Raw genomic sequence first — 17,663 nt, 5'->3', positions numbered from 1 at the left:
GGTAGCGTTGGCATCCTTCTTTGCGGAAAGGTGAATCAACGCGAACGAGCCTTTACGGCTTCCCTCTCCTTGCCCCCTGCTTCCAAGGGGTTGCAACGCTCCGATCTGGAGCACTACATCCTGATCCAGGCCTCCTTCTCCGCCGCTCTGGCCCAGTGGCAGCAGCGTTGGCGGGAGATCACAGCCGACTCACTGGCGGCCCTGGCAGGCCACGGCATCGCCATCAGCTTCCGGCAGAGCATTTGCGGGAGCTACGTGGCAACGCTGCTGCACTGCGGCGGCGGCGGGATTGATTCAGGTCTCTGCCCCTCGCTGCTAGAAGCGCGGCGGATCGTCCTGGGCTATGGCCTGGAGGATTCGCCATGAGCAATTTCTCTCTGGCGGAGTATCACTGCCATCCCGCTTGGTCCCCCACGGCGCTCAAGGCTGCAGTGACCGGCACGATGCGGACCTGGAGCCATCGTTTCGGGCCAGGGGCCGCAAAATTCGTTCCCTCGGCGGACATGGTCAAAGGCGATCTGGTCGATGCCCTGCTGACGCCCCCCTTTCGGATTGATGACCGCTTCGCCGCGTATCGATCAATCGCCCGCAACACCAAGATCGGCGCCGCCAACTGCGCAGAAGCGGAAGCAGCCGGACTGACACCCGTCAGCGTCGAGATGGTGGAGCAGGCCCAGCGCATCGCTGATGCCCTCCACGCCGACCCAGTGGTGGGCGAGGTGCTGGCGGCCCTGGACCCGTCGCTCAGCCAGCAGCCCCACTTCTGGCAAGACGAAGCGGGCCGGCCCTGCCGCTGCCTGCCGGATGTGGTCACCAGCGACGGCCGGCTGTTTGACCTCAAGAAGACCCGCAGCGCCGTGCCGCGGAAGTTCTACTGGCAGGCCAAGGACCTGGCCTATGACTTGCAGCTAGCCCACCTGGCCCTAGGCCATGAGGACCGCCATGGGCAGCCGCCGCTCGAGACCGGGGTGATCGCCTTTGAGTGGCCTAGCGATCTGACCGCCCCGATCGACTGCAGCCTGCTCATCTTTGATGGGCAAGACCTGGAAAAAGGTCTGCAGCGGCGGGAGGAGGCCTTCCGGCGGATCGCCGAATGCCAGGCCACCGGCAGCTGGCCGAGTCACGGGCGCCAGGCATTCCGTCCTGTCTTTCAAGATTTCAGCCTTCCCGAAACCTTAGGCATTGATTTGGATTCCATTGATCTCTTCTAATGAACGACTCCACCCTCTCCACCAGTTCAGGTCCATCCCCTTCCTCAGCCCTGGCCCCAGCGACAGACACCCTGCAGGTGTTCAGCGGTATCGCCGCCTTTGACGCCGCCCAGCGCATGGCCAAAGCCCTGTGCTCCTCGAGCCTTGTGCCCAAGGAGTACCAGGGGCAGCAGGGGCTGGCCAACAGCTTGATCGCCCTGGAGATCGCCGGGCGCATGCGCCTCTCACCGCTAGTGGTGATGCAGAACATGACGCCGATCCACGGGCGGCCGACCTGGAGCAGCAAGTTCCTGATCGCCACGGTGAATGCCAGCGGCCGCTTCTCGCCGCTGCGCTTTGTCTTTGACGCCAAGGAGCAGCCCAGCAGTTGCTACGCGGTAGCCACCGATAAGGCCACCGGTGAGGTGCTGGAGGGGGAAACGATCACCCTCGAGCTGGCCCGCAAGGAGGGCTGGTGGAGCCGCAAGGACCGCCAGGGCAACGAGACCAGCAAGTGGCAGACGATGACCGGCCAGATGCTGCGCTACCGCGCCGCGGCCTGGTGGTCGAACGTCTATTGCCCGGAGATCGCCCTGGGCTTGATCACCCAGGAGGAGGCGCTCGACATCGAGGCGGTCACGGTCCGAGAGGCTGGCAGGGCCAGCATTACTGGGACTGAAATCCAGGCGCCACCTCAGGCCGCTGCGACATGGAGCCAGGCCGCTGAGGAACCCGCTGGGCCAGCCGCCACGGCGCCGGAAAAACCCACCACCCGGCGTACTGCAGCTGGCTCCCGCGCCGCCGCTGTACCCAACCTCTTACGCCCTCGCGAAGACAAAATGATTCCGCCGGAAACCCAAAACAGCGCCACTGGGCGTATCGAGCCGTCCCATGGGGGAAACGCTGATACACAGCAAGAGGTGATCGACGCCGAGATTGTGGACACCAGCGGGGCTGCGCCGGAGCCGGCCACCCCAGCTGAGCACCAAGGCGAGCAGCAAGGCGGGCAGCAGGAGGCCCTATCGCTGCAGGCCAGCGAGACCCCTGCCGCAGGCACCCAGCCAGCACCGCGGAGAAGCAGGAGCCAGGCCGCTGCTGCCTCGGCTCCAAGCCCGGCTCCAGCTCAAGAGGCAGCCCCAGCTCAAGAGCCTGAATTGAATCCGGTGGAGGTGGGCCTCAGCCAGATCCCACACATCGCCACCCTGCTGGAGCTCGAGCGCGCCTACGGACGCGTCAACCAGCTGCTCAGTGCGGGCCAGATCAACGACGAGAACGCCGAGCGGCTCTGGAGCGCGATCTCCAGGCGCCGCCGGCAGCTCGAGGTCAGCGAGAGCGCCCAACAGAGCACGGGGGCGGGGACATGAGCACCTCCCCCCAGAAGCCGCGGCCACTGCGCCAGCGGATCGGCAACCACAAGAAGACCATCGCCATGAACAACGACACCTTTGAGCGGGTCGATGCCTTCGCCCGCAGGCACAACATCACCTGGAGCGGAGCACTGCACGAACTGGTGCGCACCCATCCGCTTATCGGCCTGCCGTCACTGCTGGCGGTTCAGGAGCGCATCAAGGCCCGCACCGGCTCGGCGCTCGAGATGGAAGCATGAGCATCAATCTGATCGTGCTGGTCGGCAATGCCGGCCGAGATCCGGAGCTGCGCTTCTTTGAGACCGGCAGCTGCGTCTGCGAGTTCACCCTGGCGGTGAACCGCCCGCCGCGCGACGGCCAGCCCCAGGAGCCGCTCTGGGTGAACTGCAAGGCGTGGGGCAAGACCGCCCAGGTGGCGGGGGACTACCTGCGCAAGGGCAGCAAGGTAGCGATCGTCGGGCGGCTCGAATTCGAGCAGTGGAGTGACCGCAGCAGCGGTGAGATGCGCAGCAAGACCCTGGTGGTGATCGACCGCCTGGAGTTCTGTGAGGGCAGGAGCGGTACGCAGCAGCAAGAAAAAGCCGCCGACTTAGCGGCCTTCTCCGCTGGCCAGTCCGTCAGTGGCTCGGCGTCTCAGACGGCAACCGCCGCTGCAGAGGGCTCCCGCAGTTCGAGCGCGGCGCCATGGGGCGCACCCGCTGGAGTGCCAGCACCGGCGGCACCGGCCTGGACCACCAGCGGCCCCATCAGCGACGAGGAGGTGCCCTTCTGATGAGCCAGCACACCAACGTCCGCTTAGGCGGCAGGGGAAAGAGTCCCCAGCTGCCGGCCTTCTGCCGCACCCGCCAGAGAAGCGCCACCACCGTGGGGCTCAGAGCGCTGCAGCAGCTGCAGTGGTTGCTGTGGCTGCTGCTGGCGCTGCAACTGAGCACGATCCTGCTGCTGCTCTCCGGCCCGGTGCCAGCTCCCCGGAGACCGCAGGCAGGAGCACCCCTCGCCACCACTGGCGCAGCTGGCGCCACTGTCCTCTCGCCTTCTCAGCTATGAGCAGCACAACCGCTTTGGTGCCCTATCCGTTCGAGGGGCACCGCATTCGGGTCAGCACCGATGAGCACGGTGATGCCTGGTTCGTCGCCGTTGATATAGCTGGCGCCCTTGGCCAGCTTGTGATCGCCAGGGGGCTGGCCAGCCTGCGGGAGGAGGAGCAGTGCCTCTATTCCCAGGAGGGGCCAGGCAGCGAGGGCTGCACTCTGGCCCTGATCAGTGAAGGCGGCCTACTGCGCTCGCTGCTGCTGGACGACAGCCAGACGGCCTGGCGGATGCGGCGCTGGCTCACCCATGAGCTGCTGCCCGCCATCAAGCGCAACCACCAGGTCAAATCAAGGGCCCACTTATCAGGCTCGGCTGGGGAAAAGACCCAGACCGTGCAGGCGGTGCTGCGGCTTGCCGAGGAGATCATCGAGCTCACCGGCGTCGGTTACTCCGATGCGCTCCTCGCGGCCATTGAGGACATCGAGGCCAGCACCGGCCTCCACCTGGCCCCACTGCAACAGATCCTTTGCGACACCAACTCTGCGGCCTCAGCTCATCGGCCCGCTCAGCAAGGTCGTGCGCCAGCCGAAGAACGCCTGGATGCAGAGCAACTGGCCGAGCGGCTGGGCCGCACGATCAGGGATATCAACCGCCGGTTGGCGGCCTGTGGCCTGCAGGTGCGCAATGACCTTGATGACTGGCAGCTCACCGCAGTCGGCTGCGACTGGGGTATCGCCCTGCCGCGCTGCAGCCGCGGCGAGCACCGGCAGCAGCTCGTCTGGGATCCAGCGGTGGTGGCGTTGCTGCAGGGGGAAGGGTGATGTCAGACAGCATTGCTCTGGTCGGCCTACCCCCCGAGGGGCAGTGCGGCCTGGTGGCCCAGAAGTCGAATGTGAATCCTCGCTGTTGCAGGAGGGGCCGGTAATGGTCTCTCCAAGAGTTCGTCACAGCCGTCCGCAGCCCCCTGCCAAGCCAGTCGAACTAGCCCATACCCAGGAATGGGCTGATGCCCGATCGACGGCTCCGCTTCTCGGTGTGAGCGAGAAAACCCTGGGGCGCTGGCGCAAGGCCGGCTTGTTCCGGGCTGGGGTGCATTGGCGCCGCAAATTCCCAAGCAGCAATTCACCAGTTCTGTATCACCTAGAGCGCTGTAACGAAGCGATGAATGAAGCAACGGCCCGCACGCCCCATCTCCTCGAGAAAAACTGAGCCCTTAAGGCACGTCCACGAAAGCCCTGGTTCAGTCCGTTACTGGTCCAGGGCCTTTTGTTGGAGTGGGCCAGTGACGCCCTGAGAGGGGTCCAGCAGGGCTTGTAGGGAATCAAGCCGCCAGTCCTGCTGGTTTTGCTGTGTCCCGCTGCCAGAACTTGAATCTTGAGGAAGGCGGCGCCTGGTGGCTTTGCCCACATCTTGCCCACAAAGCAGGGGGCTTATCGGTGAAAAGTCAATCGGGGCGACAGGATTCGAACCTGCGACCTAGTGCTCCCAAAGCACCCGCGCTACCAAGCTGCGCCACGCCCCGTTGGAAAATAGCTTAGGGGTGCGTCGGCGCCATCAGGCAAGGCTCAGTGGCCGATGGATCGGATCAGGTCCAGGAGGTTGCCGCCAGCGGCTGGCGGCTCAACGCCTCGATCGATAAACCAGAGATAGCCGGCTAGGGCATTCAGCCCAATGACCAGCAGCCAGACCCGCCAACCCTCTGGGAGCTTCATCTCAATCGCAGACAGGCGAGACCATCATCCTGGTCAAAGCGGGCCAGGCCAAGGCCGGCCGGGGCAGTTGACAATGCAGTCACTCGCCTATAGTACGGGTGTATTAGTTGCCCAGGGTCATGGTTTCCGCCCCTGTTTCCACCCCGGTTTCCTCCCCGTACGCCGTCTTCCGCGCCGAAGACTGGCCGTCACATTTGCAGACCTTTTGCACTGCTCCAGCCCGGCGTCATCCCCAGCCCCCAAGTCCTTGCCAAAGCTCGGCGCTGGTGCAGGGCGAATTATTTGAATTCCTACTCCCCGCGCCTGGCTAGTGTTGAAATCAACACGCGGGGACCTGGTCATGGCGATGAGCTCCGGCAATGGCGACTCAACTGATATCGGTCGCTCGGTGATGAAGTGGGGGCGAGATGGCGAGTTGTCCGTCCTCGACCTGCGCTCAATCCTGGAGCGACTCAGCGCCGTAGACGAGCAAGCCGCCAGGCTGATGGATTGCCCCTTGAATCCGCCCAGCTAATTCCTTTGCAATCAGTTCCTAAGCGGCTAGGGCAATGCAGTCGATTTCCACCCGAGCCCCCTTGGGCAGAGCCGCCACTTCGACGCAGGCCCGAGCCGGCGACACCCCATCGCTAAACAGCTCCGCATAAATCGCATTAACCCGAGCGAAATCGCCCAGGTCTGCCAGAAAGACCGTGGTGCGCAGCACCTGCCCTGGGCTGCTGCCGCCCGCTTCCAGCACGGCCTGCAAGTTGCTGAGCACTTGGCGGGTCTCGGCCTCCACATCGCCAGCCCCCACCATCAAGCCAGTGCTGGGATCCAGGGCGATCTGACCGGAGCAATACAGCACTCCTCCCGCCTTCACCGCCTGGTTGTAAGGGCCTACTGGCGCCGGGGCGCTGGCGGTGATAACGGCTTCGGGCTGCATCGGGTGACTCATGCCAGGTCAGGATGGTGGCTGAGCCTATGGCCCTTGCCGGTCCTGCGCCGATCGCCAGCCCCCTTGCCGAGCTGATGCCTGCCGAGTTGCCGTTGCGCGAACACGTGCAGCTGCATGGCCTGTGGCACCGCTACGCCAATGCAACCGCAGGCGACTGGACGCTGCAGGGTATTGATCTGGCCCTCCATCAGGGCGAATTGGTGGGCTTGCTTGGACCCTCCGGTTGCGGCAAAACCACCCTGCTGCGCTTAATCGCTGGTTTTGAGCGTCCAGAGCGCGGTTCGGTATTGATCGACGGCCGCACCGTGGCCGGTCCCGGCCGCTGGCTGCCACCGGAGCGCCGCGGCGTTGGCATGGTTTTCCAGGACTACGCCCTGTTCCCCCACCTCGACGCCTGGCGCAATGCCTGTTTTGGCCTGCGGCGCGGTCAGGACAGCAGCCGGGCCAATTGGTTGTTGGAGCTGCTCGGGCTCAATGGCTTGGAGGGCCGCTATCCCCACGAGCTTTCGGGCGGCCAGCGCCAACGGCTCGCATTGGCCCGGGCCCTGGCGCCGGGCCCCTCCGTGGTGCTCCTCGATGAACCCTTCTCGAACCTCGACGTGGAGGTGCGCCTGCGGCTGCGCAGCGAGCTGCCTGCCGTGCTTTCGCGCTGTGGTGCCAGCGGCCTGATCGTTACCCACGATCCCGAAGAAGCACTCGCCATCTGCGATCGGGTGGCGGTGTTGCGCGATGGGGTGCTGCACCAATGCGCCAGCCCCAGGCACTTAGTGCAGCACCCCGCAAGCTCCTTTGTGGGCCGCTTTGTGCTCCAAGGCAACCTGCTGCCGGCCCAGCGGTGTGGTGATCAAGTGATCACAGCTCTAGGCAGCCTGCTCGCCACTGCCGGCTCCACCCTGCTGCCCCAAGGGGGAGCGGCAGGCGATGGCGAGGAGGTGCTGGTCAGTCCGGAGGCGATTGCCCTCCATCCAGATGCGGAGGGCGAGGCCTGGGTGCAGGGTCGCGAATTCCTGGGTCGTGAATGGCTCTATCGAGTCCAGCTCGGTGATCTGAAACTGCGGCTGCGCTTGCCTTTGGAGGCCGAATACAGCCGTGGCCAACGCTGCCGGCTAGCCCTGCGCCCGGGAGCCCCCGGCGTGCTCTTCCCATCCCAGCAGGCCTTGCAGGTTGCCCCCCCTGCCCAGCCGACCTAGCTGGGCCAGTGATCCTTGCTTCGCCGCAGCTCGGCCAACTGTTCCGGGCTGCTGGCTCGCACAAACAAATTGGTGGCTCGCTCCAGCTCCACGCTGCTAGGGATGGTGGCTTCGCCCCGGGCCCGCGCCGCCGCAACCGCCACCAGCCGCGCCTCGATAGCACCGGCACAGGGATCGCTGGCTGGCACCACAGCGGCAGCCCAGCCCAAATTGGCTTGGGTGTATTCGTGGGCGCACCACACCTTGGTGGCTGCCGGTAGCTGGGCCAGCCGCTGCAGCGATGCATGCATTTCGGCGGCGCTGCCCTCAAACAAACGCCCGCAACCGCCAGCAAACAGGGTGTCGCCGCAGAACAGGTGCCCGGAAGCGGGCAGGTAGTAGGCGATGTGGGCGCGGGTATGCCCAGGCACGGCGATCACCTGCACTGGCTCACCCAGCAACTCAAAGCTGTCGCCATCGCCCACCCCCTTGGTTTGCAACGGAATTCGCTGCAGGTCGTCGCGGCTGGCCAGCACCGCCGCCTTGGGCCAGCGGGCCAGCAGGCCGGGGGTGCCGCCGATGTGGTCGCTGTGGTGGTGGGTGTGCAGGATTGCCACCAGCTCCAGCCCCTGCTGCTCGAGGGCAGCGATCACTGGCTCTGCCACCGCAGGATCGACCACCACCGCCTGGCCGAGGCGTTGCAGCAGAAATATGTAGTTGTCGCGCAGTACCGGAATCAGCCCGACGCTGAGTTGCTGCATCGTTAAAGTCCAGTTTGTGGCGCCTTTCCATGATCACCGCTGCAGCCCCGGCATGATCACCGTCGCCCTCGCTAAAGGTGCCCTGCTTAAGGATTCGGTGGCTCGCTTTGCGGCCGCTGGCCTCGATTTTGCTGGCCTACTTGAGCCCGGCAATCGGCAATTGATGGTGCCCAGCGCCTGCGGTCAGGCCCGGGCCCTGCTGGTGCGCAATGCTGATGTGCCCGTCTATGTGGCCTACGGCCAGGCCCAGCTCGGCGTGGTGGGCTACGACGTGATCCGCGAACACCAGCTGCCGGTGGCCCAGCTGCTCGATCTGGGTTTCGGTGGTTGCCGCATGAGCGTGGCGGTCAAGGCAAGTAGTGGCTATCGCCGCGCTTCCGAGCTGCCCGCCCACTGCCGCATTGCTAGCAAATTCACCGGATGCGCCCAGGCCTTCTTTGATGCCCTCGACCTACCGGTGGAGTTGATCCATCTGGCTGGATCGGTGGAGCTGGGACCGATTACCGGCATGAGTGAAGCGATCGTCGATCTGGTGGCCACCGGTCGCACCCTGGATGAAAACGGCCTGATCGCCATTGAAGATCTTTTCCACTCCACCGCCAGGCTGGTGGGCCACCCCTTAGCCCTGCGACTCGACGACGGTCCCCTACAGGGAATCGTCGACCGCATCGCTCTGGTTGCCACCCCCCGAGGTCGCTGATGGCAGGCCTCGACCGGCAACGCCTAGCCCGCCTGCTGCCCTACCTCGGCCGGGACCGCCGCCGCCTGGGCCTCACCCTGCTGCTGCTGATCCCGGTGGCCTTCGCCGCTGCAGTGCAGCCCCTGCTGGTGGGCCAGGCGATCGCCGTGCTGAGGCGCGAGCCCACCCTGGGCTGGCTTGATGGCATGGCGGTGCCAGATGCCCTGCGCCTGCTGGTGCTGATGCTGCTTGGTGCGGTGTTGCTGCGTCTTGGCCTGCAGGGCATCCAAACCTTCAACGTTCAGGCTGTTGGCCAGCGGCTCACCGCCCGCATCCGCGACGACCTGTTTGCCCACGCCATGGCGCTGTCGCTGCGCTTCCACGACCGAACCCCCGTTGGCAAGCTGCTCACCCGGCTCACCAGTGATGTCGATGCCCTAGCCGAGGTATTTGGCAGCGGCGCCGTAGGTGTGCTGGCCGACATGGTCACTTTGCTGGTGATCGCTGTCACGATGATCTCGATCGAATGGCGACTTGGCCTGTTGCTGCTGGTCAGCCAGGTGCCGGTGGTGCTTGGCATCCTTTGGTTGCAGGGTCGCTTCCGTAAAGCCAACTACCGGGTGCGTGAGGAGCTCAGCCAGCTCAACGCCGATCTGCAGGAAAACCTCCAGGGCTTGGAGGTGGTGCAGATGTTCCGCCGCGAGGCCACCAACAGCGCCCGTTTCTCCCAGGTCACCGCCGCCTATCGCGAGGCCGTCAACGGCACAATTCTATTTGATAGCGCCATCTCGGCCTTCATCGAATGGGTGGCCCTGAGCGCCGTGGCCGTGGTGCTTGCCCTGGGCGGCTGGATGGTGCTCGGCAGTGCCATGGGCCTAGGCACCCTCACCACCTTCATCCTTTATTCCCAGCGGTTGTTTGATCCCCTGCGCCAGCTGGCGGAGCGCTTCACCCAGATCCAGGGGGGCCTCACCGCAGTTGAACGCATCGGCGAGCTGCTCGAGCAACCGATCGAGATCGCTGATCTACCCGCTAGTGAACGCTCTGCTGCAGCCATTCAGAGCGGCACTAAGCGGTCCAGTGCTGGTGAAGTGATCTTCGAGAACGTGTCGTTTGCCTATCGAGAAGACGACCCGATCCTCACCGATCTTTCCTTTCGCATTGCTCCCGGTGAACACGTGGCCCTTGTAGGCCCTACCGGCTCAGGCAAAACCACCGTGATCCGGCTGTTGTGCCGGCTCTATGAGCCCCAGCGCGGCCGGATCCTGCTCGATGGCATCGACATTCGCCAATTGCCGATTCCCACCCTGCGCCAGCGCCTTGGGGTGGTCCTGCAGGACACCTTCCTGTTCAGCGGCAATGTGGCTGACAACCTGCGCCTCGACGCTCCGATCAGCAGCGAAGCCCTGCATCAGATCTGCACTGAGCTGGGCCTAGAGCCCCTGCTACGGCGCCTGCCTGATGGGCTGGCCACCGAGCTGCGTGAGCGCGGCGGCAACCTCTCCTCCGGTGAGCGCCAGCTTTTATCGGTAGCCCGGGTGGCAATCCGCGATCCCTCAGTGCTGGTGATGGATGAGGCCACAGCCTTTATGGATCCCTCCACAGAGGCCACCCTGCAGCGCGACCTTTCGCGGCTGCTGCAACAGCGCACCGCCATAGTGATTGCCCACCGCCTTGCCACTGTGGAGGCAGCAGATCGCATCTTGGTGTTGCGCAAGGGGCACTTGATTGAGCAGGGCAGCCACAGCGAGTTGCGCCTGGCGGGGGGTGTCTATGCCCAGCTGGCCGACCTACAGGAGCGGGGCCTGGCGGCGCTCTGAATCAATCTTCAGACCCTGGCGACTGGCTGCTTGACAACCGGCTCAGCCACTGCTGAATCGGTGCCGCCAGTTGCTCCGGCATCTGTCCCATCGGCAGGTGGCCAGCTCCAGCCAGCTCGATGAACTCGTGCTGTCGGGCGTAACCGGCCAGATGGCGCACGTAGCGAGATGCCATCACCTGATCGCGTTCGCCTGCAATCCACAGGCTTGGCACCTGCAGGCATGCGGTGAGCTGGGGCAGCTGGCGCACCGCCCCTCGGCCGGTGCTGCAGGCCAGCAGGCCCTGGGCAGCCCGGCGCTCGGCGAGCAGGGGGCTGCGCACCGGATCGCTGCCCGGCAGCTCCGCCAGCCAGCCAGGCCGCCAGCGCAAAAACAGGGCGCCGCCGCGGCGCACCTGGGCAAAGGCTCGCGGCTGATACACACCACCGCCAGCGGCGATCTGGATCAAGCCCACCAGTTGCTCGCCCAGTAGGGGCGCCGCATGAAGGGCGACGCTGCCCCCGAGCGAATGGCCCAGCAGCACTATTGGTCTGCCGCCCGCCTGCTCCTGGGCCGCTGCTGCTAGCCAGCGGCCATAGCTGGCCAGGTTTGGCTGCAGCCCCCGGGGCCTGGGCCGCTGGCCGAAGCCGGGTAAATCCGGACTCCACATCTCCCAGCGTGGTGCCAGGGCGGCAGCTAGGGGCGTCCACAGCCTGCCGGCCAGCAGCCAGCCGTGTAGTGCCACCAGCAGGGGGGAGGGGGCTTGGGGCACCAGCGCTCGGCAATCCAGGCCCCCCAGGCTGGCGCAGCGATCGCAGCTCGAACGACCATCGGGCAGGATCGTTCCATTGCGTTGCACCCGCCCCTGTGGCTTCGGCCGAGCTCCTCACCAGCCTCTACGGGGACCAGCACCGGCTCTGCCCCACGCCCAATTCCCAGCTCAGCCTGGTGCTCAGCCGCGAGCGGGAAATCGATTTGTTCGAGCTTGAGCGGCTCTGCGATGCCGTGGGCTGGAGCCGCCGGCCACTGCGCCGCGTGCGCAAAGCCCTGCAGCACAGCTTGCTGCGGGTGGGGCTGTGGCGCCACGACGCCCGGATGCCCAAGCTGGTGGGCTTTGCCCGCTGCACCGGCGATGGCGTCGTCGAGGCCACTGTCTGGGACGTGGCAGTACATCCCCTCTATCAGGGGGCTGGGCTGGGCAAGCAGTTGATGGTTTACGTCCTCGATCAGCTGCGCTCGATGGAAGTGGATCGGGTCAGCCTGTTTGCCGACCCAGAGGTGGTGGCCTTTTATGTCGCCCAGGGCTGGGAGCTTGAGCCGCTGCAACGCCGTTGCGCCTTCTGGTATTCGCCTTAGCGCCGGCTTCTATGACCCCCCTTCGTAGTAGCGACTAGCCAGCTCCTCGGCACTGCCGCCCCGCCGCCAGGCCCGCCGCAGCTGGGCGTTGCTAAGTGCCGTCTGCCATACGCCCAGCTGCTGCCAGCGGCGACCGTCAACCCTCAGCTGGGCACCCAGCGGCCGTAGCCGGCAGTGGCGCCGCAGCCGCAGCGCCAGCTCCAGGTCTTCCATCAGGGGTAAGGGCTGCAGGCCCCCTGCCCGCTGCAGCAGCGATCGGGGCAGCAGCAGGCCCTGGTCTCCATAGGGCAGCTGCCGCCAGCGGCTGCGTAGTGCTACACCCACCTCCACCAGCCGCAGGCCAGGGCCAGTACCAGCGATCTTCAGGTCGAAATACCAGGCCGCATCGATTTGTTTTGGCCCATTGAGGTCGATGGCCCGTGCCACGGCCTGCTGCCAGCGCTCTGGAAGGCGGGCATCGGCATGCAGCAGCAGAAGCCAGGAGCCGCCGCTGCTTTCAACTCCCAGACCAAACTGCCTCCCCCGGCCGGGGGGGCTGGCCAGCACCTGGGCACCAGCTAGGGCCGCCACCCGGGCGCTGGCATCGGCGCTGCTGCCATCCACCACCACAATCTCCTTCAGCAATTCCCACCCCGCCGCCAGATCGGCAAGCAAAAGTGGCAGCCGCAGCGCCTCATTGCGGGCCGCAATCACCACGGAGAGTGTTGGGGTAATGGTGGTTGGGGTGATCAGCGCCATGGCAGCAAGTCCCTGGCCCAGTCGAGGTCCCCGCGGCGGGTTAGCAGTTCCGGCTCCAGGCCCCGCCGCGCCATTGCCGCCAGGGTTTGCTCAAGCACCTGCGCGCTCCCCCAGGCGATGCCGGCGAGCAGCTCCGGGTCGGGACGCCGCAAGCCAATCAGCCAGTAGCCCCCATCTTGGGCCGGGCCCAACACCCCATGGCGGTGCCCAAGGGATGTAAAGGCGGCTGACAGGTCGCTGGCTTCGAGCTGGGGCAGGTCGCTGCCTATCAGCACCACCTGGCTGGCCCCTTCCCTGGCGGCGCGCTGAAACTGGCGCTGCATACGCAATCCCAGAGCCCCTCGCCCCTGCAGCACGGTTCTATCCGCCCCCTGCGCCTGGCCCCAACGCCTGGCGGCGCGGCTACCCAAGCCCTCAACGGCAAGCACCAGTTCAAGGCCGTGAACCTGGCGGGCTTCCCTAGCCGCCGCTAGGGTGTGCACTGTTAGCCGCGCCTGGATTTGGGCGGCCCTGGCTGCACCAAGCTCTCGGGCCAAGCGTCGCTTGCAACGCCCCGGAGCCGGCCAGCGGGCCATCACGATCAGCTGGCGGCTGCAGGTAGCGCTCACCCCTGGCGGGGCAGTTCCGCTGGCTTGAGCTGCAGGGTCAGCCGCCCGTCGCCGCGCCGCAGGGATACGGCCAGAGGCTGACCCACCCGGCCCTGGTCCACTGCCAGCTGCACCTCGGAGGGGTTCTTTACGGCCTTGCCTCCCACCTGGTCGATCAGGTCGCAGGGCTTGAGGCCACCCTCGGCGGCTGGGCTGCCGGGCATCACCTCCACCACCACCACCCCATTCACCTCGGGAAGCCGGCATTCATCGGTGCTGGCGTTGATCTCTCTAACCAACTGGGGCGTTAGGGCCTGCAGGCGTACGCCGATGTATGGGTGGCTGACGGAGCCCTTCTCGAGGATCTGGGCGGCGATCTGGCGAGCAACGTTGATTGGGATCGCAAAACTCAGGCCGGCGCCTGGGGCCTGACGGATCGCTGTATTGATGCCGATCACCTGACCCCGATCATTGATTAGGGGGCCGCCACTGTTGCCGGGATTCACGGCGGCGTCGGTCTGGATGTAGGGCACGCGCTGGCCCTCACCCACCGCATTGGTGCGCTGAATGGCGCTGATGATTCCAGCTGTGACGGTGTTATCGAGGCCCAGCGGATTGCCAATGGCGATGGCCCATTCGCCCGGGCGCACTTTGGCGGAATCGCCCAGTGGAGCCACCGGCAGCTTGGAGGCCACCACCTTCACCACCGCCACATCGGTTAGCGGATCGCTACCGAGCACCTTGCCGGTGAAGGTGCGGCCATCGGGCAGGGTCACGGTCACTTCACTGGCTCCTTCCACCACGTGGGCATTGGTGAGCAACACCCCGTCAGAACGAGTAATGAAGCCCGAGCCCTGGCCCTGCTGCTGCTGAATCGTGGGCCCGCGGCCGAACAGGCCGCCCAGGGGGTTCACCACCCGCTTGACTGTGTCGATTCGCACAACGGCTGGCCCCACCTTGGCAACCGCATCAACGATCAGGGTGTTGCCCTGCTGCAGCGGCGGCGTTGGGGGCGCATCACTGATCGGTATCTGGGTGCTCTGGCGGCCAGGAAGCCCAGGCAGCCCTTGGCTGCAGCCCACCAGCAGCAGCGCTGCAGGGGCGATCAGCGCAGCTCGACGGCAGGGGGGGAGGCGGAGCATGGGGATGGAACTGGGCCAGGTCTGAATCCGTTTCATTAAAGACGGCCCTGCTGCGCAACCATGCGTAGATTCGACTCCTTCGAGACGGCGGAATTCGGTGCAGCAGGGAGAGGAGCTGTGGCACCAGGTTCAGCAGGCCCTGCAGGCCAACCTCAGCAAGCCAACCTTTGAGACCTGGATACGACCGGCTCGCTGTCAAGGATTTGAGGCCGGCCAGCTGCAGCTTGAGGCCCCCAACAGCTTTGCCTGTGGCTGGCTGCGCAAGAACTACCTCGGCACGATCGAGGCGGTTGCCAGTGAGATCGCCGGCAGGCCGGTTCAGGTTCGGGTTTCCGCAGCCAGCGGTGATGACGTCATTGCGGCGTCCGCCAGTGCTGCGGTGGCGGCCGTGGCCCCCGTGGCTGTCGACAAACGTGATGCCGCGCCACGGGCTACGGGCGAGACCCCCCGCAAATTGGCGCCGGGCCTCAACCCCCGCTACGTGTTCAACCGCTTCGTAGTGGGACCCAACAGCCGCATGGCCCACGCTGCGGCCCTGGCGGTAGCCGAAGCACCGGGCCGGGAGTTCAACCCCCTGTTCCTGTGCGGTGGCGTGGGGCTAGGCAAAACCCACTTGATGCAGGCGATCGGCCACTACCGGCTGGAGATCAACCCCGATGCGCGGGTGTTTTATGTGAGCACCGAAACCTTCACCAACGACCTGATCCAGGCGATCCGCAAGGACGGCATGCAGGCCTTCCGCGACCGCTACCGCGCCGCCGATCTGATCCTGGTGGACGACATACAGTTCATTGAGGGCAAGGAATACACCCAGGAGGAGTTTTTCCACACCTTCAACGCCCTGCACGAGGCGGGCCGCCAAATCGTGATTGCCTCCGATCGCCCCCCCAGCCAGATCCCCCGGCTGCAGGAGCGGCTGATTTCCCGCTTCTCGATGGGCCTCATTGCCGACATCCAGGTTCCGGATCTGGAAACCCGCATGGCGATCCTGCACAAGAAGGCAGAGCAGGAACAGATGGTGCTGCCCCGTGACCTGATCCAGTTCATCGCTGGCCGTTTCACCTCCAACATCCGTGAGCTCGAGGGGGCTCTCACCCGGGCGGTGGCCTTCGCCTCGATCACAGGCCTGCCGATGACGGTGGAATCGGTGGCCCCCATGCTCGATCCCGGTGGTAGCGATGTGGAGGTAAAGCCGGTCCAGGTAATCGAGAAGGTCGCCGAGGTGTTCGGTGTAGGCGTCGAAGAAATGCGCAGCGCTAGCCGCAAGCGAGCAGTCAGCCAGGCCCGCCAGGTGGGGATGTATTTGATGCGCCAGAGCACCAATTTGAGCCTGCCGCGCATCGGTGAAGCTTTTGGTGGCAAGGACCACTCCACGGTTATGTATGCCGTTGAGCAAATAGACCGCAAACTCAATAGTGATCCGGTCCTTTCGCGCCAGGTGCAGCAGGTGCGAGACCTGCTGCAGATTGATTCCCGCAAGCGTCGTTAAACACTTGCTTAATTACATTGAATTCAGCGGCAACCCTGCACTGAAATCCTATAACTGAATCCCAGGGCAGCGGGATCATTGCTTGCCCCTACCTTGAAATTCATTTGGGTTGCCTGCTTGCCGGGCACGCTTGCAAAGGGGCCAAACATTTTGCCTGTGCCCATCGGCGGATTCATCAGAGTATTGAACATCTGCAGACTTGAGCCATCGCTGAACTTCATATTGCCCTCCACTGGGTATTGGGCTTGGGCATCTGAGGAGTTAGCCGTGAAGAAAAACTTGAAGCTGGTGTACGGCTGGGTGATGAAGAAATCGGTGTTCCAGTTGGTCTTACCGATCAATTTGCCCCGTCCGACCGACTTGGACACGATCGGTGAGCTGCCATTTCCCCCAATCGGTTGCAGAAAGGTGCAGGTGGGGGCAGCGACGGCGCTGCCGCCCCAAAGGGCAACTCCCAGGGCGAATCCGGCTGCGGTACGGCGTGTCAGGGACATGGGGCGATCAAATCAGACTCAAGTTTAGGTGAGGGGACGAGATGGGTCTAGTCCCTCTACTTCACCGTCAAATACACGGCTGGCCGTGATGTCTTCAGCCTCGATCGTCATCAGATCGAGTTTGGTTAGGGGGCTGCCGAGGCGGCTGAATAGGCGGTTGGCCTGGCGCATCCGGGCTCTATCGATGGCGTTACGGATCGAGCGAGCATTGGCGAAGAAGGGCAGCTGCATACGCCGGTGGATGTAGTCGGCGAAGGCTGCAGTGGCCTCCTCGCTGAAGCGGTAGTTCTCGGCAGCTAGCACCAATTGGGCAATAGCAAGCAGTTCCTCGGCGCTGTAGTCAGGAAAATCAATATGGTTTGCCACCCGGGACGAGAGCCCTGGATTAGATTGATAAAAAATATCCATTCGCTCCTTATAGCCCGCAAAAATTACTACCAAGTCGTCGCGATTGCTCTCCATCACCTGCAGCAAGATTTCGATGGCTTCGGCGCCGTAATCCCTTTCATTTTCTGGTCGATAGAGGTAATAAGCCTCATCGATGAACAGCACACCGCCCATTGCCTTCTTGAGCATCTCCCGAGTTTTTGGCGCGGTGTGGCCGATGTATTGCCCCACCAGATCGTCGCGCGTAGCGGTCACCACATGGCCTTTACGCACGTAGCCGAGGCCGTGCAGGATTTTGCTCATCCTGGCGGCAACTGTGGTTTTGCCCGTGCCCGGTCGCCCCGTAAATGACATGTGCAGGCTTGGCGGCTTGGTCTCTAGCCCCACCTGCTGCCTGGCCCTGTCGACCACCAGTAAGGCAGCGATTTCTCGGATGCGCGCCTTCACCGGCCGTAGGCCGATCAGCTCCAGGTCGAGTTGATCGAGCATCGCCTGAATGCCGGCTCCTTCATAGGCCGCCTGAAGATCAATCACCGTGTCGTTGCCCGGGGCTGGGAGTGTCAACAGACCAGAGCATCAATGGCTGCTGTGAAGGCCCAGTCCGCTGCTTCGATTGGGCCGTCTTCGGTTTCGGCACGCAGCGTCAGGTTCACGTAGGTACGCCCGAAGCTGATATCGGGGAAGCGTTGCTCAGCCTCGCAGAGGGCATTGAGCCGCTCCAGAAAGTCTCTGGTGGTGGCGTAGTCGCTGAATTCAACACGCCGCTCAAGCCTTTCGGCCTGCTCGGGTTTGGGGCGCGGGGTCCAGGGTTGGTCCATTACTTGAAG

General features: G+C 64.7%; 24 protein-coding genes and 1 tRNA gene. 14 read left to right on the top strand and 11 right to left on the bottom strand.

The features are described 5' to 3' along the window. Positions 1-30: 30 nt before the first annotated feature. From KBY73_RS10815 to KBY73_RS10780, 8 genes are all read left to right on the top strand, one after another. Positions 31-366, top strand: a complete 336-nt coding sequence (locus tag KBY73_RS10815; protein WP_254937104.1) for a hypothetical protein — start codon at positions 31-33, stop codon at positions 364-366. Further along, on the top strand, positions 363-1,211 hold the full coding sequence (locus tag KBY73_RS10810) for a PD-(D/E)XK nuclease-like domain-containing protein (protein WP_254937103.1): 849 nt from the start codon (positions 363-365) through the stop codon (positions 1,209-1,211). Before KBY73_RS10815 ends, KBY73_RS10810 begins: the two co-directional genes overlap by 4 nt. Beyond that, complete coding sequence (locus tag KBY73_RS10805; protein WP_254937102.1) at positions 1,211-2,554, top strand: recombinase RecT; 1,344 nt, start codon at positions 1,211-1,213, stop codon at positions 2,552-2,554. Before KBY73_RS10810 ends, KBY73_RS10805 begins: the two co-directional genes overlap by 1 nt. Beyond that, complete coding sequence (locus KBY73_RS10800; RefSeq protein ID WP_254937101.1) at positions 2,551-2,796, top strand: hypothetical protein; 246 nt, start codon at positions 2,551-2,553, stop codon at positions 2,794-2,796. The genes KBY73_RS10805 and KBY73_RS10800 overlap by 4 nt, the downstream gene beginning before the upstream one ends. Then, a complete protein-coding gene (ssb, locus tag KBY73_RS10795; RefSeq protein ID WP_254937100.1) occupies positions 2,793-3,329 on the top strand; it encodes a single-stranded DNA-binding protein in 537 nt (178 codons plus the stop codon). Before KBY73_RS10800 ends, ssb begins: the two co-directional genes overlap by 4 nt. Next, on the top strand, positions 3,329-3,604 hold the full coding sequence (locus KBY73_RS10790) for a hypothetical protein (protein WP_254937099.1): 276 nt from the start codon (positions 3,329-3,331) through the stop codon (positions 3,602-3,604). The genes ssb and KBY73_RS10790 overlap by 1 nt, the downstream gene beginning before the upstream one ends. Beyond that, positions 3,601-4,410: a BRO family protein gene (locus tag KBY73_RS10785; protein ID WP_254937098.1), complete on the top strand. Its 810-nt coding sequence runs from the start codon at positions 3,601-3,603 to the stop codon at positions 4,408-4,410. The genes KBY73_RS10790 and KBY73_RS10785 overlap by 4 nt, the downstream gene beginning before the upstream one ends. Before the next feature lie 103 nt (positions 4,411-4,513). After that, positions 4,514-4,798: a hypothetical protein gene (locus KBY73_RS10780; protein WP_254937097.1), complete on the top strand. Its 285-nt coding sequence runs from the start codon at positions 4,514-4,516 to the stop codon at positions 4,796-4,798. 239 nt (positions 4,799-5,037) lie between these two features. Here KBY73_RS10780 and KBY73_RS10775 read toward each other — a convergent pair. Together KBY73_RS10775 and KBY73_RS10770 are read right to left on the bottom strand one after the other, a co-directional pair. Beyond that, a tRNA-Pro gene (locus KBY73_RS10775) sits at positions 5,038-5,111 on the bottom strand. A 43-nt stretch (positions 5,112-5,154) separates the two neighbouring features. Further along, entirely contained in the window at positions 5,155-5,301 is a 147-nt protein-coding gene (locus tag KBY73_RS10770; RefSeq protein WP_254937096.1) for a hypothetical protein, read from the bottom strand. Positions 5,302-5,647: 346 nt separating this feature from the next. Here KBY73_RS10770 and KBY73_RS10765 point away from each other — a divergent pair, with 346 nt between their 5' ends. Then, a complete protein-coding gene (locus tag KBY73_RS10765) occupies positions 5,648-5,815 on the top strand; it encodes a hypothetical protein (protein ID WP_254937095.1) in 168 nt (55 codons plus the stop codon). 18 nt (positions 5,816-5,833) lie between these two features. Here KBY73_RS10765 and KBY73_RS10760 read toward each other — a convergent pair whose 3' ends face one another. Continuing rightward, the gene (locus tag KBY73_RS10760) at positions 5,834-6,235 is read right to left on the bottom strand and encodes a RidA family protein (protein WP_254929441.1); all 402 of its coding nucleotides are present in this window, start codon (positions 6,233-6,235) and stop codon (positions 5,834-5,836) included. 74 nt (positions 6,236-6,309) lie between these two features. Between KBY73_RS10760 and KBY73_RS10755 the strand changes: the two genes are divergently transcribed. Beyond that, complete coding sequence (locus tag KBY73_RS10755; protein ID WP_254937314.1) at positions 6,310-7,425, top strand: ABC transporter ATP-binding protein; 1,116 nt, start codon at positions 6,310-6,312, stop codon at positions 7,423-7,425. On the opposite strand, the gene gloB is transcribed toward KBY73_RS10755, so the two are convergent. Next, positions 7,422-8,165 carry a hydroxyacylglutathione hydrolase gene (gene gloB, locus KBY73_RS10750; RefSeq protein ID WP_254937094.1) on the bottom strand — a complete coding sequence of 248 codons (744 nt, stop codon included), beginning with the start codon at positions 8,163-8,165 and terminating at the stop codon, positions 7,422-7,424. The two genes, KBY73_RS10755 and gloB, sit on opposite strands and share 4 nt — an antisense overlap. A 52-nt stretch (positions 8,166-8,217) precedes the next feature. Here gloB and hisG point away from each other — a divergent pair, with 52 nt between their 5' ends. Continuing rightward, positions 8,218-8,865 carry an ATP phosphoribosyltransferase gene (hisG, locus tag KBY73_RS10745; RefSeq protein WP_254937093.1) on the top strand — a complete coding sequence of 216 codons (648 nt, stop codon included), beginning with the start codon at positions 8,218-8,220 and terminating at the stop codon, positions 8,863-8,865. Next, complete coding sequence (locus KBY73_RS10740; RefSeq protein WP_254937092.1) at positions 8,865-10,664, top strand: ABC transporter ATP-binding protein; 1,800 nt, start codon at positions 8,865-8,867, stop codon at positions 10,662-10,664. Before hisG ends, KBY73_RS10740 begins: the two co-directional genes overlap by 1 nt. Position 10,665: 1 nt before the next feature. Here KBY73_RS10740 and KBY73_RS10735 read toward each other — a convergent pair whose 3' ends face one another. Beyond that, positions 10,666-11,502: an alpha/beta hydrolase gene (locus KBY73_RS10735; protein WP_315858431.1), complete on the bottom strand. Its 837-nt coding sequence runs from the start codon at positions 11,500-11,502 to the stop codon at positions 10,666-10,668. A gap of 8 nt (positions 11,503-11,510) precedes the next feature. Between KBY73_RS10735 and KBY73_RS10730 the strand changes: the two genes are divergently transcribed. Further along, positions 11,511-11,999: a GNAT family N-acetyltransferase gene (locus KBY73_RS10730; RefSeq protein ID WP_254937091.1), complete on the top strand. Its 489-nt coding sequence runs from the start codon at positions 11,511-11,513 to the stop codon at positions 11,997-11,999. A 9-nt stretch (positions 12,000-12,008) separates the two neighbouring features. Here KBY73_RS10730 and KBY73_RS10725 read toward each other — a convergent pair whose 3' ends face one another. From KBY73_RS10725 to KBY73_RS10715, 3 genes are read right to left on the bottom strand one after another with little or no spacing between them, the layout of a single operon-like run. After that, the gene (locus tag KBY73_RS10725) at positions 12,009-12,737 is read right to left on the bottom strand and encodes a TIGR04283 family arsenosugar biosynthesis glycosyltransferase (protein ID WP_254937090.1); all 729 of its coding nucleotides are present in this window, start codon (positions 12,735-12,737) and stop codon (positions 12,009-12,011) included. Beyond that, the gene (locus KBY73_RS10720) at positions 12,728-13,345 is read right to left on the bottom strand and encodes a TIGR04282 family arsenosugar biosynthesis glycosyltransferase (RefSeq protein ID WP_254937089.1); all 618 of its coding nucleotides are present in this window, start codon (positions 13,343-13,345) and stop codon (positions 12,728-12,730) included. The genes KBY73_RS10725 and KBY73_RS10720 overlap by 10 nt, the downstream gene beginning before the upstream one ends. Then, a complete protein-coding gene (locus KBY73_RS10715) occupies positions 13,342-14,466 on the bottom strand; it encodes a trypsin-like peptidase domain-containing protein (RefSeq protein ID WP_254937088.1) in 1,125 nt (374 codons plus the stop codon). The genes KBY73_RS10720 and KBY73_RS10715 overlap by 4 nt, the downstream gene beginning before the upstream one ends. A 97-nt stretch (positions 14,467-14,563) precedes the next feature. Here KBY73_RS10715 and dnaA point away from each other — a divergent pair, with 97 nt between their 5' ends. After that, positions 14,564-15,955 carry a chromosomal replication initiator protein DnaA gene (dnaA, locus tag KBY73_RS10710; RefSeq protein ID WP_254937087.1) on the top strand — a complete coding sequence of 464 codons (1,392 nt, stop codon included), beginning with the start codon at positions 14,564-14,566 and terminating at the stop codon, positions 15,953-15,955. 23 nt (positions 15,956-15,978) lie between these two features. Here the strand turns inward: dnaA and KBY73_RS10705 are convergent, their stop codons facing one another. From KBY73_RS10705 to KBY73_RS10695, 3 genes are read right to left on the bottom strand one after another with little or no spacing between them, the layout of a single operon-like run. Continuing rightward, on the bottom strand, positions 15,979-16,449 hold the full coding sequence (locus KBY73_RS10705; RefSeq protein ID WP_254937086.1) for a hypothetical protein: 471 nt from the start codon (positions 16,447-16,449) through the stop codon (positions 15,979-15,981). A 24-nt stretch (positions 16,450-16,473) separates the two neighbouring features. After that, positions 16,474-17,400, bottom strand: a complete 927-nt coding sequence (gene cbbX / locus KBY73_RS10700; protein WP_254937085.1) for a CbbX protein — start codon at positions 17,398-17,400, stop codon at positions 16,474-16,476. Then, entirely contained in the window at positions 17,397-17,654 is a 258-nt protein-coding gene (locus tag KBY73_RS10695; RefSeq protein WP_254937084.1) for a 4a-hydroxytetrahydrobiopterin dehydratase, read from the bottom strand. The genes cbbX and KBY73_RS10695 overlap by 4 nt, the downstream gene beginning before the upstream one ends. Between the last annotated feature and the right edge of the window lie 9 nt (positions 17,655-17,663).

This window comes from Cyanobium sp. Tous-M-B4, assembly GCF_024345395.1.
Taxonomy (GTDB): Bacteria; Cyanobacteriota; Cyanobacteriia; order PCC-6307; family Cyanobiaceae; genus Cyanobium_A.
Note: the sequence above shows the minus strand (reverse complement) of the source record. Positions and strands in the feature narration are given on the sequence as shown.

What these genes read in the sequence shown, in the direction of transcription:
- KBY73_RS10810 (WP_254937103.1), top strand. Translation starts at nt 363, where the DNA reads ATGAGCAATTTCTCTCTGGCGGAGTATCACTGCCATCCCGCTTGGTCC.
- KBY73_RS10805 (WP_254937102.1), top strand. Translation starts at nt 1,211, where the DNA reads ATGAACGACTCCACCCTCTCCACCAGTTCAGGTCCATCCCCTTCCTCA.
- KBY73_RS10800 (WP_254937101.1), top strand. Translation starts at nt 2,551, where the DNA reads ATGAGCACCTCCCCCCAGAAGCCGCGGCCACTGCGCCAGCGGATCGGC.
- ssb (WP_254937100.1), top strand. Translation starts at nt 2,793, where the DNA reads ATGAGCATCAATCTGATCGTGCTGGTCGGCAATGCCGGCCGAGATCCG.
- KBY73_RS10790 (WP_254937099.1), top strand. Translation starts at nt 3,329, where the DNA reads ATGAGCCAGCACACCAACGTCCGCTTAGGCGGCAGGGGAAAGAGTCCC.
- KBY73_RS10785 (WP_254937098.1), top strand. Translation starts at nt 3,601, where the DNA reads ATGAGCAGCACAACCGCTTTGGTGCCCTATCCGTTCGAGGGGCACCGC.
- KBY73_RS10780 (WP_254937097.1), top strand. Translation starts at nt 4,514, where the DNA reads ATGGTCTCTCCAAGAGTTCGTCACAGCCGTCCGCAGCCCCCTGCCAAG.
- KBY73_RS10770 (WP_254937096.1), bottom strand. Translation starts at nt 5,301, where the DNA reads ATGAAGCTCCCAGAGGGTTGGCGGGTCTGGCTGCTGGTCATTGGGCTG.
- KBY73_RS10765 (WP_254937095.1), top strand. Translation starts at nt 5,648, where the DNA reads ATGAGCTCCGGCAATGGCGACTCAACTGATATCGGTCGCTCGGTGATG.
- KBY73_RS10760 (WP_254929441.1), bottom strand. Translation starts at nt 6,235, where the DNA reads ATGAGTCACCCGATGCAGCCCGAAGCCGTTATCACCGCCAGCGCCCCG.
- KBY73_RS10755 (WP_254937314.1), top strand. Translation starts at nt 6,310, where the DNA reads ATGCCTGCCGAGTTGCCGTTGCGCGAACACGTGCAGCTGCATGGCCTG.
- gloB (WP_254937094.1), bottom strand. Translation starts at nt 8,165, where the DNA reads ATGCAGCAACTCAGCGTCGGGCTGATTCCGGTACTGCGCGACAACTAC.
- hisG (WP_254937093.1), top strand. Translation starts at nt 8,218, where the DNA reads ATGATCACCGTCGCCCTCGCTAAAGGTGCCCTGCTTAAGGATTCGGTG.
- KBY73_RS10740 (WP_254937092.1), top strand. Translation starts at nt 8,865, where the DNA reads ATGGCAGGCCTCGACCGGCAACGCCTAGCCCGCCTGCTGCCCTACCTC.
- KBY73_RS10725 (WP_254937090.1), bottom strand. Translation starts at nt 12,737, where the DNA reads ATGGCGCTGATCACCCCAACCACCATTACCCCAACACTCTCCGTGGTG.
- KBY73_RS10715 (WP_254937088.1), bottom strand. Translation starts at nt 14,466, where the DNA reads ATGCTCCGCCTCCCCCCCTGCCGTCGAGCTGCGCTGATCGCCCCTGCA.
- KBY73_RS10705 (WP_254937086.1), bottom strand. Translation starts at nt 16,449, where the DNA reads ATGTCCCTGACACGCCGTACCGCAGCCGGATTCGCCCTGGGAGTTGCC.
- KBY73_RS10695 (WP_254937084.1), bottom strand. Translation starts at nt 17,654, where the DNA reads ATGGACCAACCCTGGACCCCGCGCCCCAAACCCGAGCAGGCCGAAAGG.